General features: G+C 71.6%; 12 protein-coding genes. 6 read left to right on the top strand and 6 right to left on the bottom strand.

Features of this window, described 5'->3' with window-relative positions; genetic code table 11:
- Positions 1 to 88: 88 nt before the first annotated feature.
- The 4 genes from IG62_RS0100820 (at position 89) to IG62_RS0100805 (ending at position 4989) form a co-directional block, all read left to right on the top strand.
- On the top strand, positions 89 to 1861 hold the full coding sequence (locus IG62_RS0100820) for a PKD domain-containing protein (RefSeq protein WP_030796239.1): 1773 nt from the start codon (positions 89 to 91) through the stop codon (positions 1859 to 1861).
- A gap of 141 nt (positions 1862 to 2002) precedes the next feature.
- Complete coding sequence (locus IG62_RS0100815) at positions 2003 to 3583, top strand: alpha/beta hydrolase (RefSeq protein WP_030796237.1); 1581 nt, start codon at positions 2003 to 2005, stop codon at positions 3581 to 3583.
- A 97-nt stretch (positions 3584 to 3680) separates the two neighbouring features.
- Positions 3681 to 4256 (top strand): hypothetical protein, encoded by a 576-nt coding sequence (locus IG62_RS0100810; RefSeq protein ID WP_030796235.1) that lies wholly within the window; start codon positions 3681 to 3683, stop codon positions 4254 to 4256.
- A gap of 232 nt (positions 4257 to 4488) precedes the next feature.
- The gene (locus IG62_RS0100805; protein WP_030796233.1) at positions 4489 to 4989 is read left to right on the top strand and encodes a hypothetical protein; all 501 of its coding nucleotides are present in this window, start codon (positions 4489 to 4491) and stop codon (positions 4987 to 4989) included.
- A gap of 223 nt (positions 4990 to 5212) precedes the next feature.
- Here the strand turns inward: IG62_RS0100805 and IG62_RS0100795 are convergent, their stop codons facing one another.
- Entirely contained in the window at positions 5213 to 5659 is a 447-nt protein-coding gene (locus tag IG62_RS0100795; RefSeq protein ID WP_030796231.1) for a hypothetical protein, read from the bottom strand.
- 334 nt (positions 5660 to 5993) lie between these two features.
- On the opposite strand from IG62_RS0100795, the gene IG62_RS0100790 reads away from it, so the two are divergent.
- On the top strand, positions 5994 to 6437 hold the full coding sequence (locus tag IG62_RS0100790; protein WP_158794936.1) for a hypothetical protein: 444 nt from the start codon (positions 5994 to 5996) through the stop codon (positions 6435 to 6437).
- A gap of 9 nt (positions 6438 to 6446) precedes the next feature.
- Here the strand turns inward: IG62_RS0100790 and IG62_RS0100785 are convergent, their stop codons facing one another.
- The 4 genes from IG62_RS0100785 to IG62_RS0100770 form a co-directional block, all read right to left on the bottom strand.
- The gene (locus IG62_RS0100785) at positions 6447 to 8042 is read right to left on the bottom strand and encodes a sensor histidine kinase (protein WP_030796227.1); all 1596 of its coding nucleotides are present in this window, start codon (positions 8040 to 8042) and stop codon (positions 6447 to 6449) included.
- The gene (locus IG62_RS0100780; protein ID WP_030796225.1) at positions 8039 to 8749 is read right to left on the bottom strand and encodes a response regulator transcription factor; all 711 of its coding nucleotides are present in this window, start codon (positions 8747 to 8749) and stop codon (positions 8039 to 8041) included. The genes IG62_RS0100785 and IG62_RS0100780 overlap by 4 nt, the downstream gene beginning before the upstream one ends.
- Positions 8750 to 9035: 286 nt before the next feature.
- Entirely contained in the window at positions 9036 to 10247 is a 1212-nt protein-coding gene (locus tag IG62_RS0100775; RefSeq protein ID WP_030796222.1) for an RNA polymerase sigma factor, read from the bottom strand.
- The gene (locus IG62_RS0100770; protein WP_234326118.1) at positions 10244 to 10702 is read right to left on the bottom strand and encodes a YciI family protein; all 459 of its coding nucleotides are present in this window, start codon (positions 10700 to 10702) and stop codon (positions 10244 to 10246) included. Before IG62_RS0100770 ends, IG62_RS0100775 begins: the two co-directional genes overlap by 4 nt.
- 190 nt (positions 10703 to 10892) lie before the next feature.
- On the opposite strand from IG62_RS0100770, the gene IG62_RS0100765 reads away from it, so the two are divergent.
- Complete coding sequence (locus IG62_RS0100765) at positions 10893 to 12353, top strand: MFS transporter (protein ID WP_051797449.1); 1461 nt, start codon at positions 10893 to 10895, stop codon at positions 12351 to 12353.
- A 36-nt stretch (positions 12354 to 12389) separates the two neighbouring features.
- Here IG62_RS0100765 and IG62_RS0100760 read toward each other — a convergent pair whose 3' ends face one another.
- The gene (locus IG62_RS0100760; protein ID WP_030796216.1) at positions 12390 to 13379 is read right to left on the bottom strand and encodes an ornithine cyclodeaminase family protein; all 990 of its coding nucleotides are present in this window, start codon (positions 13377 to 13379) and stop codon (positions 12390 to 12392) included.
- Positions 13380 to 13452 lie beyond the last annotated feature (73 nt).

Below are 13452 nucleotides of genomic sequence, written 5' to 3'. Positions count from 1 at the left end.
TAAGGACAGGGGTGTTGGCGTGAGACTGGTGTGGTCGCGGCGGCGGGTTGCACGGAGGCGGTGGGGGGCCGGCACAGGCGCAAGCTCCGTGCCGAGCGGGTCGGGCGCGACCCGTCGCCCGGCGGCGGCGAGGCGTTTCGGGGCGGTCGGCGCGGCCGCCCTGCTGATGGGCCAGCTGCTCGGCGGACTCCCCGCCGCGGCGCAGACCAGGGCCTTGCCGGGATCGGCGTTCCCCCTCGTCCTCGATGTGGACCTGACGCCGAATCCGGTGTGCAGTGGACCCGTGCGCGGCCGGGTGGAGGTCTACGACCCCGCCGCGGCGAAGGCCGGAGCCACCGTGGAGTGGCGGGTACGCGCCGGTGCGGAGCAACTGGCGGGCGGACGCCTCGACATGACCGCCCGTGTCGGCACGGCGGAGTTCAGCATCCCCTTCGACCGGGTCCCCCCGACCGAGACCGCCCTCCAGGTCGACGCCCGCATCGCCGGTACGCCCGACGGCCGGGCGCCCGGCCGCTACGGAAAGGTCTGGCGGGACACGCTCCGCCGCGGGTGCCACCCGGTGCGGGTGGCGTCCGTCGGTGACTCGGTGGTCTGGGGTCAGGGTCTGGACCACGACCAGAAGTTCCCTTATCTGACCGGGCAGTTGCTCGGCCGTGAGACCGGCCGGGGCTTCCGGCTCAACGACTATTCGATCTCCGGCGCGGTGCTTGACGCGCCCGATCTGCCCGCAGGCAACAATGACGCGGCCTGTCTGCGCACGACGGAGAAGCAGGACCCGGACGGTGACGGGGAAATGGAGTTCGGCGAGGTCACCCAGCAAATGCCGGATGTCTTCTGCCAGTTGGAAAGGGCGGGAGCGCAGGCGCGGTCGGGCGGCTACGGTCTCGATGTGGTCGTGATCAACGGGTGCATCAATGACCTCGATCCCTTCTTCGGCATCGGCGTCGGCATCACTCCCGGCTCGGAAAGCGTGCCCGAGGCAGTGAAGCGCGAGTGCTCCGGCATCGGTGCGGCAGCGGAGAACCCGGCCAAGGACGTGCCCTACTTCAGCGGCGCGAAGGTCGGATACGGCGGACGCGGGATGCGGGCGGCGATCGAGAAGGCCCATTCCCTGCCGGGCCGGCCGAAGGTGATCGTGGCCGACTTCTACTACGCGCTGAGTCGCAGCAGTTCTCCGATCCCGGTGAAGACCTGTTCGGTCCCGGGAGTGGGCGGGGCCCGGCTGGCCTCCTGCAAGGCCTCCCTCGGCAGGGTGGCCGAGCGCTATGAGCAGTACACCCAACTGGCCAATGCCGCCTACCACCAGGCAGCGGCCGCCGCCAACAAGGCGTCCAGCGACGGTCCGTACGCGGTTGCGGCCGACGGGCTGTTCACCGTGGACAACGCCCTCCTCACCCGGGACTCCAAGGTCTGGAACACTCCGGTGACCGACCCGGCGTTCCCGCTGCGCACCCGAGCCTGCCCCGAGCTGAGCGCGACTCCTCTGCAGTGCCTGAGCGCGGCCGTCGGCCACCCCGACATCGAGGGCGCCCGGCAGTACGCCGATGCCTTCCTCCTCAACCCCCGTGTTCGCGAGTGGTTCCGCCTCCCCCGGCAGGGCCCCCGAGCGCAGCTGGACCTCCCCGCACACGCCCAGGTCGGGACCGAGGTGCGCCTGTCGGCAACCGTGCACGCAAACCCGCCCGCCGCCGGCTACCGCTACCACTGGTACTTCGGCGACGGCACCCAGCAGGAGACCGGCGAACCGATCGTCACCCATGCCTACAACCGCACGGGGCCCTGGCTGCCACGTCTCGTGATGACCGGCCGGGACGGAGGAAAGACGCTGGTGGAAGCCGCGCGAGCGCTCACCGCGGACTAGGCCACCCCGCCTTCCTGGGTCTTCTCTGCTTGGGGGTGGCACCAGTGCCACCCCCAAGACGGATGCTGAGGGGATCGAGCGGTCGTGCGCCCGGCGGAAGGATCGGTCCCGGTAGATGAAGGACACGTCCGGGAGGGTTCGATGGCAGGGTCGTGGGTTTCGGGGAGGGTGCCGCGTACGCGGTGGTGGGGCGCGTCCGCGCTGGCGGGCGTGGCCGCGGCGGTCGTGGCCGCGACGGTGCTGCCGGCGGGCGGGGCGCAGGCCACCGGGGCGGGAACGCGGGTGCCCGCCCGGTACGCGCAGCAGCGGCTGGACTGGCAGCCCTGTGAAGGCGCTTCGTCGCTGGAGTGCGCGCGGATGACGGTGCCGCGTGACTGGCACCGTCCGGATGCCGGTGTGGACCTCACCGTGGCGGTTTCCCGGCACCGGGCGAGCAATCCCGCCGGGCGGCGCGGGGTGCTGATGATGGCGGCGGGCGGGCCGGGTGCCTCGGGGCTGAACCGACCGGAGGGCCTCGCCAAGGACGAGCCCGCGGTGGGCGCCGCGTACGACGTGGTCAGTTTCGACCAGCGCGGCGTCGGTCGCAGCACCCGCCCGGTGTGCCAGACGGACGCGGAGTTCCGGGAGTTCTTCGCGCACGACTTCCGGGACCGCTCACCCGCCGCCGTCCAGGGCGTGCTGGCGCGGTCGCGCAAGCTGGCGCAGGACTGCCGGACACGCAGCGGCGGGCTACTGCCGTACCTGACCACCGAGCAGACGGCCCGTGACATGGACCTGTTCCGCTCACTGCTCGGCGCACGGAAGATCTCCTACTACGGGCCCTCCTACGCCACGATGCTCGGCGCCTACTACGCGACGCTGTACCCGCGGCGCATCGAGCGGACCGTGCTGGACAGCAACGTCGGCTGGTCGGGCTCCTGGGAGGAGTTCGAGACGGGACAGCCGAAGAGCTTCCAGCGCCGGTTCGAGCAGGACTTCCTGCCCTGGCTGGCGAAGTACGACGCCGTCTACCACTACGGGCGGACGGCCGAGCAGGCCAAGGCCAGGTGGGAGGCGCGCCGGCAGGCGCTGGCGGAGCACCCGGTAACCGTCGGCCAGGTTGTCATCGGCCCGAACCAGCTGGACAACGGCACGATCCAAGCCGTCTACAACGCCAAGGAAGGGTTCCCTGCACTGGCGTCGGCGCTCGTCGCGCTCGACCACGGGGACGGCGCGGGGGCTCCTGAGCGGCAGCTCATGGAAAAGGTCTTCGGCTCGTATCTCAGCCCGGAATTCCTGGCCGAGTACTTCTCCGTCACCTGCAACGACACCGCCTGGAACCGCGATGTCGGCCACTGGGTCCGGCGGAGCGCGAAGGATACGAAGGCTCAACCGCTCGCGGGCGCCCGGGAGTTGGCCTTCTCGACGGTGTGCGCGTACTGGCCCACGGCGACCGCGCCGAAGGTGAAGGTCACCGGGGCCGGACTGCCGGCGACCCTGATGCTCAACTCGGTGCACGACCCCGCGACCTACTACGAGGCCGCCCTCCGGGACCACCGGGCCCTGCGCGGCTCCCGCCTGGTCACCGTCACCGGCGGCGGGGACCACGGTCAGTACCGCAACGGCAACGCGTGCGTGGACGGCATCGTCAACACCTACCTGCTGACCGGCAAGGCACCGAAGCACGACACGACCTGCGCGGCCGGCCCCCTCCCGGTCCCCGCCGGATCGGCCGCGAAGTAGCACGGCTCGGACAGGAAATAGGCCGGGATCATGCCCTGATCCCGGCCGGGAGGGGCCTGCGAGCCTGCGGGGCGGGACCATCGCCCAGAATCGGGGCATGGATGTCCCCGAGCTGCTGGAAGCCGCCTCCCTGCTGGTCCCCGAGCGGATCGCCACCGAGAACGACATCACGGTGAACGATGTCTGGGACTACCTCACCCACGATGAGTGGGAAGTGGCGCTCGATCTGCTGGAAGAACTCGGCCATGTGCATCCGCTTCCGCTCGCGTTCTGGCAGACGCTCGCCACCGCCGCCGAGCAGATGCGCCTGGAGCGAAGCGCGGCCTGGTGTCACTGGCGCTGCTACGAAACGCGGCACGGCATCGTCCGGGCCGACCTCACCCTCGTACCGGCCGACGTGGCACGCCGTCAGAAACCCTTCTCGGGAGCCGGCGTCCTCCGGCCGATGTGGAACATCGGGAATCGAGCCCCGACCGGCGAACCGGCACTCAACATCGCCGGTCTCTGGGTGGAGTTCGCGCCTCACCTGGAGCCCGGCGGACGGGCCACGGTGCGTCTGGCCCCACTCGACCCGGCACAGTGGCACCACCTGCAGCCCGGCCAAGTGATCACCATGCACGAAGACCGGACCGTCGCCGGAACGGCGGTCATCCTGAGCGTCCAACGGCCGTAAGCGGCGGACCAAAAGGGCAGCGGCGGCCCTTGCCCACCCGATCCGACGGGCTGAGTTCCGCTCGTGCGGCTGACGCGACGCAGTTGGCGCAGGCCGGGTTTACCATGTTCCGGTCAAATGATCAGAGCGGGGGAACGGGGGAGTGCAGATGGCTCGCTTCGCCTTTTCGGCAGCCGATGCACCGTCACAGCCGTTCGGTGCTCGTCTCGAAGCCACCACTGCAAAGGGATTCATGCGTTTCCATCGAATACTTGCCACGGCCGGCGCCGTCGTCGCCCTGGCATCGGTTTCCGCTTGCAGCAGCCTGCCCTCCGGCGGGTCGCCGCAGGGGGCCGGGGAACTGCTCAACACGACGCTCCACTGCGAGAAGGTCGACATCGCCACGCCCCCGGAGGTGGCACAGGTCGAGGCCATGGGCATGAAGGGCATCAACGGCGGTGGCGAGTGTGACGACCCGGCGGTCGGCGGTGGTGACGCCGACTTCCTGACCATCGAGGACATGGAGGCGTTCCAGACCGCCGTCAAAAAAGACAAGTCCGAGCAGGACGACCTGATGATCGGGGACGACTTCGCCGTCGACCCGGGCAGCGACGACCAACGGCGGAAGCTGCTCGATGCCGGGCTGGTATTCCTCAACTGCGCCCCCGGCTTCCACGCGCCCGAGGGCAAGACCACCGACGACGGTGAGGTGGACGGCTGCGTCACCACCGACTACTCGGACGATCTGGACTGACGCGACCGATCGGCTGACGGATCCACGCGGCCTACGGCTGCGTGGATCCGTCGCGTGCGCACGTGGTCGGGGGTGGGACGCCTGGTTGACCCGCCGTCCCGGGAAGGACCCGACCGCTGCTTCCCCCTACCGGACCCTCACCGCGGGTCCTCGGCCGCGTCGGCATCGGCCGGTACCGCGAGCGCCGCGGTCAGCGGCAGCGCGGCACGCCGGGAGCGTTGCCTCACGAGGCGGTGCCCTTCTTGTCACCGTCCTTCGTCGCACACCAGGCCGCGACGGCCTTGAGGTCGGTGCGCTCGCGAGTGAGCGTGGGCTTGAGCTCCTTGCGGTGGGTGAGCCGGTCCTGGAGGAAGGTGGCGACCGCGTCGCGGTGCTTGGCGCGGGCGTTCTTCACCCGCTGTTCCAGGCGCGCGATCGAACCACGGGTGTGGGCATCGCCGTTGAGCCGGTCGAGAGCCTTGTCGATGCGCTTCTCCAACTTGGGCACTCGGTGGCAGATGCCCTTGCCGTGGCCCTTGCCCTTGCCCTTGTGCGGGGCGGTTGCGGAGTGCTCGGCGGACGACGGGCTGCCGGAGTCCGCCGCGTCCGCCGACGCTGCCCCGCTCAGCAGGCAACCGGTGAGCGCGAGCGTGGACAGGGCTCCTGCCAGGACGATCTTGGGACGCTGCATGGTGGTGCTCCCTTCAGGAAGGAATGGGTTCTGGGAATGTCTGGGGGTGCCTGGGATGTCTGGGGATGGATGAAGGCGGCCGCAGGGGCCTCGCAGGAGCGGGCGGGCGGTCCGTGGTGCAGAACGTAGGGGCGTTCTTTGTGGGGACCTTGTGAGCCGTTACGGGGTGCGTGCCGCGTCCGTACGGGGGCGTTGCGGGCACAGGGAATCCACAAGGATCGTCCTTATGGTCGGGGGCAGTTGAGCATCAGCGACGGTGTACGTAGGTGTCGGCGACGGTCATGTGCACCGAGCCTCGAACCTGGGAGAGACAGTGGACGGCAGTGGATTCCTCGTGTCGGACGAGCCCTTCCCTTCAGGCTCCACGGTCCTCACCACCCTCGGGCCGCGTGACGTGCGGCTGCCCCTGAGCGGCTGGCTGCTGCGCGTCGGGCGGGGATCTGAGGGCCGTCCGGCGCTGGAGGTGCACAGCGGGGCCGGGCTGATCGATGTGTCCGTCGTGAGCACGCTCTGTGTCTCCCCGCTCCGGGGTGGCCGGTACGGCGGCCGGGCGGGGAGGGACTGGACGCTGGCGTGGGGGCAGCTGCCACCCGGTGCCGACGTCGTCGAGACGTGCTTCCGGGGGTGGCGGCGCAGCCGGAGCGTCCAGGCGCTCACGGTGGCGGACGCCTTCTGGGTCGCGGAGGTCGGCGGCCGGTTCCGCTCGGTGAGGTGCTCCGCGGGGGCGGGCCGGGCCACCGCGCGGGTGGTCAAGGAGTCCCCGCCCCGTACGAGGTGACGGGGTCGGTCAGGAGCTGGTCGGCAGCTCGTGCGGGCCCTCCCCCGGGACCTCGCTCAACCAGGCGCGGCGCAGCGGCAGTTCCAAGGTGTGGGTGTCGGCCGCCGGGTCGGCGGGCCGGGGCAGGTGGACCTCGAAGCGGACGCCGGTCCCCGTCGGCCGGTCCAGGATCCGCACGGTGCCGCGGTGCAGGGCGACCTGCTGGGCCACCAGGGTCAGTCCCAGCCCCGACCCGGGGCTGCCGGCGCGTCGGTGGAACCGTTGGAAGACCTGCTGACGCTCCTCGGGTGCGATGCCCGGACCGTCGTCGTCCACGGTGAGCACGGCCACCGGGTCCGTCGGCCGGCCGCCCGGCCGGAGCGCCACCTCGATCCGCGCCGGCAGTCCCGCCCGGCTCCCGTGCACCACCGCGTTGCGGAGCAGGTTGTCGACCGCCATCCGCAGCCCCGGCTCCCAGGCGTTCAGCATCAGGCCGGGCGTGATCCGGAGGGTCAGCCGGACGCCGGGGTGGTGCCGTTTCACATCGGCCACCGCCGCCGCAACCAGCTCGGAGAGGTCCACGACACCGAAGGCGTCGGCCTCCACCAAGTCGCCCTGGGCCAGCGCTCTCAGCGCGATCAGCGTGGCCATCAGCCGCTGCTGTCCGGAGCGCAGGTCGTCCAGGACATCGGCGCGGTCGGCCGGATCGAGGTCGGGGTGGTCGGTGAGGACGTCCAGATTGGTCTGCATGCCCATCAGCGGGGTGCGCAGTTCATGGGACGCGGTCGCGGAGAAGGCCCGTGCGGTCGCCAGTGCCTCCTGGGTCCGCGCCGCCTGCTCGTCGTACCGGGACAGCACGGTCTGCAGGGTGCGGGCCAGGTCGTCCACCTCGGTGATCCGCGACGGGGCGTGGTCCAGGCGTGCCGCGCTGGTGCCGGGGTCGAGGCCGCCGGCCCGGCGCTGCAGGCGGCGCAGCGGGCGGGTGGCACGTTCGGCAATGGCCCAGGAGAGCAGCCCGGCCAGGGGGGCGGCGATCAGCGCCACCACCAGAATGCGGTTCTGTACGGCGGTGACCTCGGCCTTCCCGGCCGATCCGCGAGAGAACACCCACAGCGTGCCGCGCGGGCCCTTTCGGGCGTTCGGGCCGCCCACCTCCACCGACAGCGCCCGCCAGGCGTGGCCGCGGAACCGTACGGTCACCGGGTCGGTCGCGGCGACCGGCAACGACACGCTGGCGGCCGGTTGTGGACCCGCCGCGGCCACCACCCGGTACCCCTGCGGGCCACCGTCCGTGGTCAGGTTCCGACCGGGGGCGGCCGGATTGCCGCCGCCGCTCCCGTCCGTCGCCGACCCGCCGCCGGCCGCCAGGAGACGCACCCCGACGTCGAGGCCCGCGTCGAGCAGCTGCCGCTCCCGGTTCGCCGCCTTCCGCGGCTGTCCGCTCTCCTCGGTCCGCAGCAGGCCCCTGGCCATCGGCAGCAGCACCGCGGCCCGTTCCCGCAGGTGGGCGTCCTGCTCGGCGTGCACATCGCGGGTGACCAGGCGCAGCAGCAGCGCGCCCGAGCCCAGCACCAGCAGGGGCATGGCGAGGCCCATGACGAGGGCGATCCGGGTGGTGAGCCTCATCGCACGGGGTCCGTTGCGGAGGGCCGCAGGACGAAGCCGACCCCGCGGACCGTGTGGACGAGGCGCGGTCGGCCGCCGGCCTCCGTCTTGCGCCGGAGATAGCTCACGAACGTGTCGACGGCGTCGGTGCGTACCTCGAAGTCGTAGCCCCACACCCGGTCCAGGAGCTGGTCGCGGGTGAGGACGACGCCCGCGTTGCGGGCGAGGACCTCCAGCAGCTCGAACTCCCGCCGGGTGAGCCCGACCGCCACGCCCCGGTACGTCACCTCGCGTGCGGCCGTGTCGAGGACCAGGTCGCCGACCTGCACGATGTCTCTGCCGGCGGGCGGGCGGCGGCGAAGCAGGGCCTGCAGCCGCAGAACCAGTTCCTTGAGGGCGAAGGGTTTGACCAGGTAGTCATCGGCCCCGGCCTGGAGGCCCGCCACCCGGTCCGCCAGCTCGTCCAGTGCGGACAGCATCAGCACCGGCACCTCGTCACCGTCGGCCCGCAGGGTGCGGCACACCTCGATGCCGCTCATTCCCGGCAGGGACACATCGAGGACGATCACGTCCGGCGGTGTCTTTGCCAGTTGCACGAGAGCGGTCGGGCCGTCCTCGGCGAGCGCGACGGCGAAGCCGTTCAGCCGCAGGCCGCGCCCCAGGGACCGCAGGATCATCGCGTCGTCGTCGACGACCAGGACTCGGTCGAGGCGCTTGGCCGCGCACATGCAAGGCTCCACTCTCATCTCGTCGGGCGCCTCGGCTCATCCGCTCGCCCCGCAGTTGCCGCAGCACCATCGGCCGTCCGGCCCCTGGACCACCGCGCCACCGCATCGTGTGCAGTTCACTGTCCATGCCGTCCCGGTTCCCGACACACCCGCCGGCGGCATCCGTGCACGGTAGCCGCATCGGGAAGGTAGGAGGCAAACTTGTGGGTTTCCTGTGAATGCCACGGCCGACCGCCGGCGTGCTCTCACCGCGCGCACTCTCAGGAGTTGTCCTGCGTCGCACCACCTACTGCCGCAGCCGGCCGGCCCGGGCTTGCAGGTAGCGTTGCTCGGCGATACTGGCGGTGGATTTCGCGGCGCGCCGGTAGTGCTCGTACGCCCCGGCCAGGTCGCCGGTCTTCTCCAGCAGGTGCGCCCGTACGGACAGCAGACGGTGGTGCCCGGCCATCCGCTCGTCACCGTCCAAGGTGCGCAGCAGGGCCAGCCCGGCCGGCGGGCCCTCGGTCTCGGCGAGCGCGATCGCCCGGTTGAGGGTGACCATCGGGTTGGGCGCGATGCGTTCGAGGATCAGGTAAAGGGCGTGTACCTGCGGCCAGTTGGTCTCCTGGGCCGTGGCCGCGTCGGCGTGCGTGGCGGCGATGGCGGCCTGGATCTGGTAGGGCCCGAGGGCCGGGCCGGCCAGCGATGACTTGACCAGCTCAAGGCCCTCGTCGATCAGCGCACGGTCCCATTTCGTACGGTCCTGTTCGTCCAGCGGCACCAGGTCGCCGCCCGCCGTCGTACGGGCCTCCCGGCGGGCGTGGGTCAGCAGCATCAGCGCGAGCAGCCCGGTCACCTCGCCGTCCGCCGGCAGCTGCGTGTGCACCATCCTGGTCAGCCGGATCGCCTCGTGCGCGAGGTCGGCACGGTGCAGTTCGCTGCCCGAGGAAGCGGTGTAGCCCTCGTTGAAGATCAGGTAGAGGACGTGCAGGACGACCCGTAGCCGCTCCTCGCGCTCCGCGCCGTCCGGCAGGCCGAACGAGCTGCCGGCGGCCTTGATGCGCTGCTTGGCCCGGCTGATCCTGGCCGCCATCGTGGCCTCCGGCACCAGGAACGCCCGGGCGATCTCGGCCGTGGTCAGGCCGCCGACCGCCCGCAGCGTCAGGGCCGTCTGGGAAGCGGCGGTCAGCGACGGATGGCAGCACAGGAACAGCAGGACGAGCGTGTCGTCGGTGTCCGGGACGTCCTCGGGCACCACCTCGGCGGCCACCGCGGACTCCCGCTCGCGGCGCGCGTGGTCGCTGCGCATCTGGTCGATGAGCCGCCGGGACGCGACGGTCATCAGCCAGCCGCGCGGGTTGTCCGGCATTCCCTCGGCCGGCCACTGCACGGTGGCGGCGAGGACGGCCTCCTGTACGGCGTCCTCGCACCCTTCGAACTGGCCGTGCCTGCGTACCAATGCGCCGAGGACCTGCGGCGTGAGTTCACGCAGCAGGTCCTCCATGGGTGGTGCGGTCATGCCTCCAATTGTCCGTCAGCGAACATCACCTGCCGCACCTCGACCCCCAGGCCGTCGATCGCGCAGTCCGGGATCTGCGTGGCCAGCTCGATCGCCCGCTCCTTGTTCTCGCAGTCGACCAGGTAGAAGCCGCCCAGGTGCTCCTTGGCCTCCAGGAAAGGTCCGTCGGTCACCACCGGCTGACCGTTGCGCACCCGCACCACGGCGGCCTGTGACGGGTCGACCAGCGCCTGCGTGGTGATCAGCTCGCCGGACTTCTTCAGCGACTCGATGAACGTGGCGTGGCCGTCACCGATCGCCGCCTTCTCCTCGTCGGTCAGCGCGTCCAGCACGGCCGGGTTGATGTGCAGGCTGATCAGGAACTTCATCTCGTACTCCTGGTGCTTCTCGTGGTTCGGCGGGCCCTGGCCGGGCCCTTCGACCGGTGGTCGGAGTCGCCGCCGTCGTCTTGACATCCCCGGCACCTCGCCCGGCCAGAAATTTCCCATGACTTTTTCCCCGTCGCCTCCGTCACCGCGATGTCAAGAAGCTCCCGGCCGCTCCGACCAACCGGCGACACGTCGAGAGAACACGTCGAGAGAACAGGGAGCTTTCGTGCTTTCGGATCCGCGAACCCGCCGGGCCTGGCTGGGGCTGGTCGTCCTCATGCTGCCGACATTGCTCGTCGCGATGGACATGACGGCGCTGCTCCTGGCGCTCCCCCGGCTCAGCGCCGACCTGGGTGCCACCGGCGTCCAGCAGCTGTGGATCAGTGACAGCTACGGCCTCATGGTGGCCGGGCTGGTCATCACGATGGGCACGCTCGGCGACCGGATCGGCCGCCGACGGCTGCTGATGATCGGCGGAGCGGCGTTCGCGGTGCTGTCGGTCGTGGCCGCCTTCGCGGTCAGCCCGCTGATGCTCATCGTCGCGCGTGCGCTGCTCGGCGTCGCCGGCGCGACCCTGGCGCCGTCCACCCTTGCCCTGATCACCAACATGTTCCGGGACGAACGACGGCGCGGGCAGGCCATCGCGGTCTGGGCGACCTGCCAGTTCACCGGTGGCGCGCTCGGCCCTGTGCTCGCCGGGTTCCTGCTCCAGTACTTCTGGTGGGGATCGGTGTTCCTGGTCGCCGTGCCGGCGATGGCGGTGCTGCTGCTCGCCGGGCCGGTCCTGCTGCCGGAGTTCCGCAGCGACCGGGCCGGCCGGCTGGACCTGGCCGACGTCGGGCTGTCGCTCGTGGCGGTGCTTTTGATGATCTACGGCATCAAGCAGCTGGCCGTCGAAAGTGTCCCGGTCGTGCCGGCGCTGGCCCTCGTCGTCGGCGCGGCCACCGGATGGCTGTTCGTACGCCGGCAACTGCGGCGGGAGACGCCGCTGCTGGACCTGCGGCTGCTGCGCAACCGCCCGTTCACCGCCGTGCTCGTCGCGCTGGTCTTCGCCGGGCTCGCCATGGCGGGTACGGGCCTGCTGGTGACCCAGTACCTGCAGAGTGTGCTGGGCTTCTCGCCGGTCGCGTCGGCGCTGCTGTTCGCACCGATGGGCCTGGGCGTGGCGGTCGGCACCATGGCCGCGCCGGCGCTGGCCCGGCGGATGAAGCAGACCACCGCGATCGCCGGCGGGCTGGCGGGGTCGGCGCTGGGCAGCCTGCTGCTGGTCGTCGTCGGTCCCGGCGGCGCGAGCGCCCTGCCGCTGGTGATGACCGGCATCGCCGTGCTGGCACTGGGCACCGGCCCGCTGTTCGCACTGGGCACCGGGCTGGTCGTCGGGTCCGTGCCGCCGGAACGTGCCGGCTCGGCGGCGTCGATGTCGGAGACCGGCAACTACTTCGGCGGTTCGCTCGGCTTCGCACTGCTCGGCCTGGTGGCCGCGGTGGTCTACCGCAACCGGATGGACGGCACGTCCGACTCGCTGGCCGGCGCGGTCGCCGCCGGCCGGCACCTTCCCACCGGCCAGGCCGCCGAACTGCTGCACACCGCGCGGGCGGCCTTCACCACCAGCCTGCACGTCACCGGCCTGGCTGCCTCGGTCATCTTCACCGGCTTGGCCGTACTGACCCTGGCCATGCGCCCGCCCGCCGGAACGACCCCGGTGGCAGCCCCCGACTACGAGGCGACCGGCGTATAGGGCCCGGTGGAGGCCGACGCCGTGGTGGCCCTGGTGCTAGCCCAGGTCGATGTGCGTTCCTGCGGAGCGTTCCCGGGCGGCTTCGACGACGAGGGCTGCCGCCGCGGCGTCCTGGACGGCTACGCCGACGGACTTGTAGAGCGTGATCTGGTCGGGTGCGGTGCGGCCGGGCCGGCTCCCGGTGAGGAGTTCGCCGAGTTCGGCGTGCACATGGTCCGCGGTGATGACGCCGTCGCGGATCGGGTGGAGCAGGTCGTTGCTCCCGGCGGGGAAGGGGGCCAGGGCCGCCTGCCGCGATTCGACGCAGACCAGGGCGTCGGCGATGGTGGCGTCATCGATCTCGCGGCCGGCGGGGTTGAAGCCGACCGAGGTGATGTGGACGCCCGGGGTCAGCCAGGGGCGGCGGACGACGGGGTCGACGGCGTGGGTGGTGGCCGCGGCGATGTCCGCACCGTCGAGCGCCTGGGCGTAGGTGGCCACCGCCTCGGCGGGGATACCGAGTTCGGCCGAGAGTTCGGCGGCGAGGGCGGTGGCGTGGGCCGGCTTGCGGCCGGCCACCCGGATGCGGCGGAGGGGGCGGACCCGGCACATCGCGCGGGCGTGGGACCGGGCTTGAGCGCCGGTGCCCAGCAGGGCCAGCACCGACGCGTCCGCACGGGCGAGCAGCCGCGCCGAGAGCGCCGAGCAGGCGGCGGTCCGCGCGGCGGTGATCGCGGTACCGTCCAGCAGGGCCACGGGCTCGCCGGTGTCCGGGTCGAAGGCGACGATGAGCGCCTGGTGGGTCGGCAACGGCGTACCGGCGTTCCGCGGGAAAACGGAGACGAGTTTGCTCGTCAGCGCCCCCGCGGAGGGCACATAGCCCGGCATTGCGGCGACGAAGCCCGCCCGCTCCGGCACCATCGCCGCCACCCGGTCCGGCGCGGCGGCCCGGCCGGCGCTGAGGTCGGTCATCGCCGACGCCAGCGCATCGATCAGCGCGTCCATGTCGAGCAGCGCCGCCACCTCCGAGCGCCCCACCACCAGCATCCGGTTCGACCTCCGATCACCGCGTACGGCCGGCACGGCACCGGCCGAGGAGTTCGACCGTAACGCCCGCTCG

It is taken from the genome of Streptomyces sp. NRRL S-337 (assembly GCF_000720175.1).
In the GTDB taxonomy this organism is placed as follows: Bacteria; Actinomycetota; Actinomycetes; order Streptomycetales; family Streptomycetaceae; genus Streptomyces; species Streptomyces siderophoricus.
Note: the sequence above shows the minus strand (reverse complement) of the source record. Positions and strands in the feature narration are given on the sequence as shown.

Bases quoted from the DNA above. Each gene is read 5' to 3' on its own strand.
- IG62_RS0100765 (WP_051797449.1), top strand. From the start codon at position 10,893: ATGCTGCCGACATTGCTCGTCGCGATGGACATGACGGCGCTGCTCCTG.
- IG62_RS0100760 (WP_030796216.1), bottom strand. From the start codon at position 13,379: ATGCTGGTGGTGGGGCGCTCGGAGGTGGCGGCGCTGCTCGACATGGAC.
- IG62_RS0100815 (WP_030796237.1), top strand. From the start codon at position 2,003: ATGGCAGGGTCGTGGGTTTCGGGGAGGGTGCCGCGTACGCGGTGGTGG.
- IG62_RS0100775 (WP_030796222.1), bottom strand. From the start codon at position 10,247: ATGACCGCACCACCCATGGAGGACCTGCTGCGTGAACTCACGCCGCAG.
- IG62_RS0100785 (WP_030796227.1), bottom strand. From the start codon at position 8,042: ATGAGGCTCACCACCCGGATCGCCCTCGTCATGGGCCTCGCCATGCCC.
- IG62_RS0100805 (WP_030796233.1), top strand. From the start codon at position 4,489: ATGCGTTTCCATCGAATACTTGCCACGGCCGGCGCCGTCGTCGCCCTG.
- IG62_RS0100810 (WP_030796235.1), top strand. From the start codon at position 3,681: ATGGATGTCCCCGAGCTGCTGGAAGCCGCCTCCCTGCTGGTCCCCGAG.
- IG62_RS0100780 (WP_030796225.1), bottom strand. From the start codon at position 8,749: ATGTGCGCGGCCAAGCGCCTCGACCGAGTCCTGGTCGTCGACGACGAC.
- IG62_RS0100795 (WP_030796231.1), bottom strand. From the start codon at position 5,659: ATGCAGCGTCCCAAGATCGTCCTGGCAGGAGCCCTGTCCACGCTCGCG.
- IG62_RS0100770 (WP_234326118.1), bottom strand. From the start codon at position 10,702: ATGTCAAGACGACGGCGGCGACTCCGACCACCGGTCGAAGGGCCCGGC.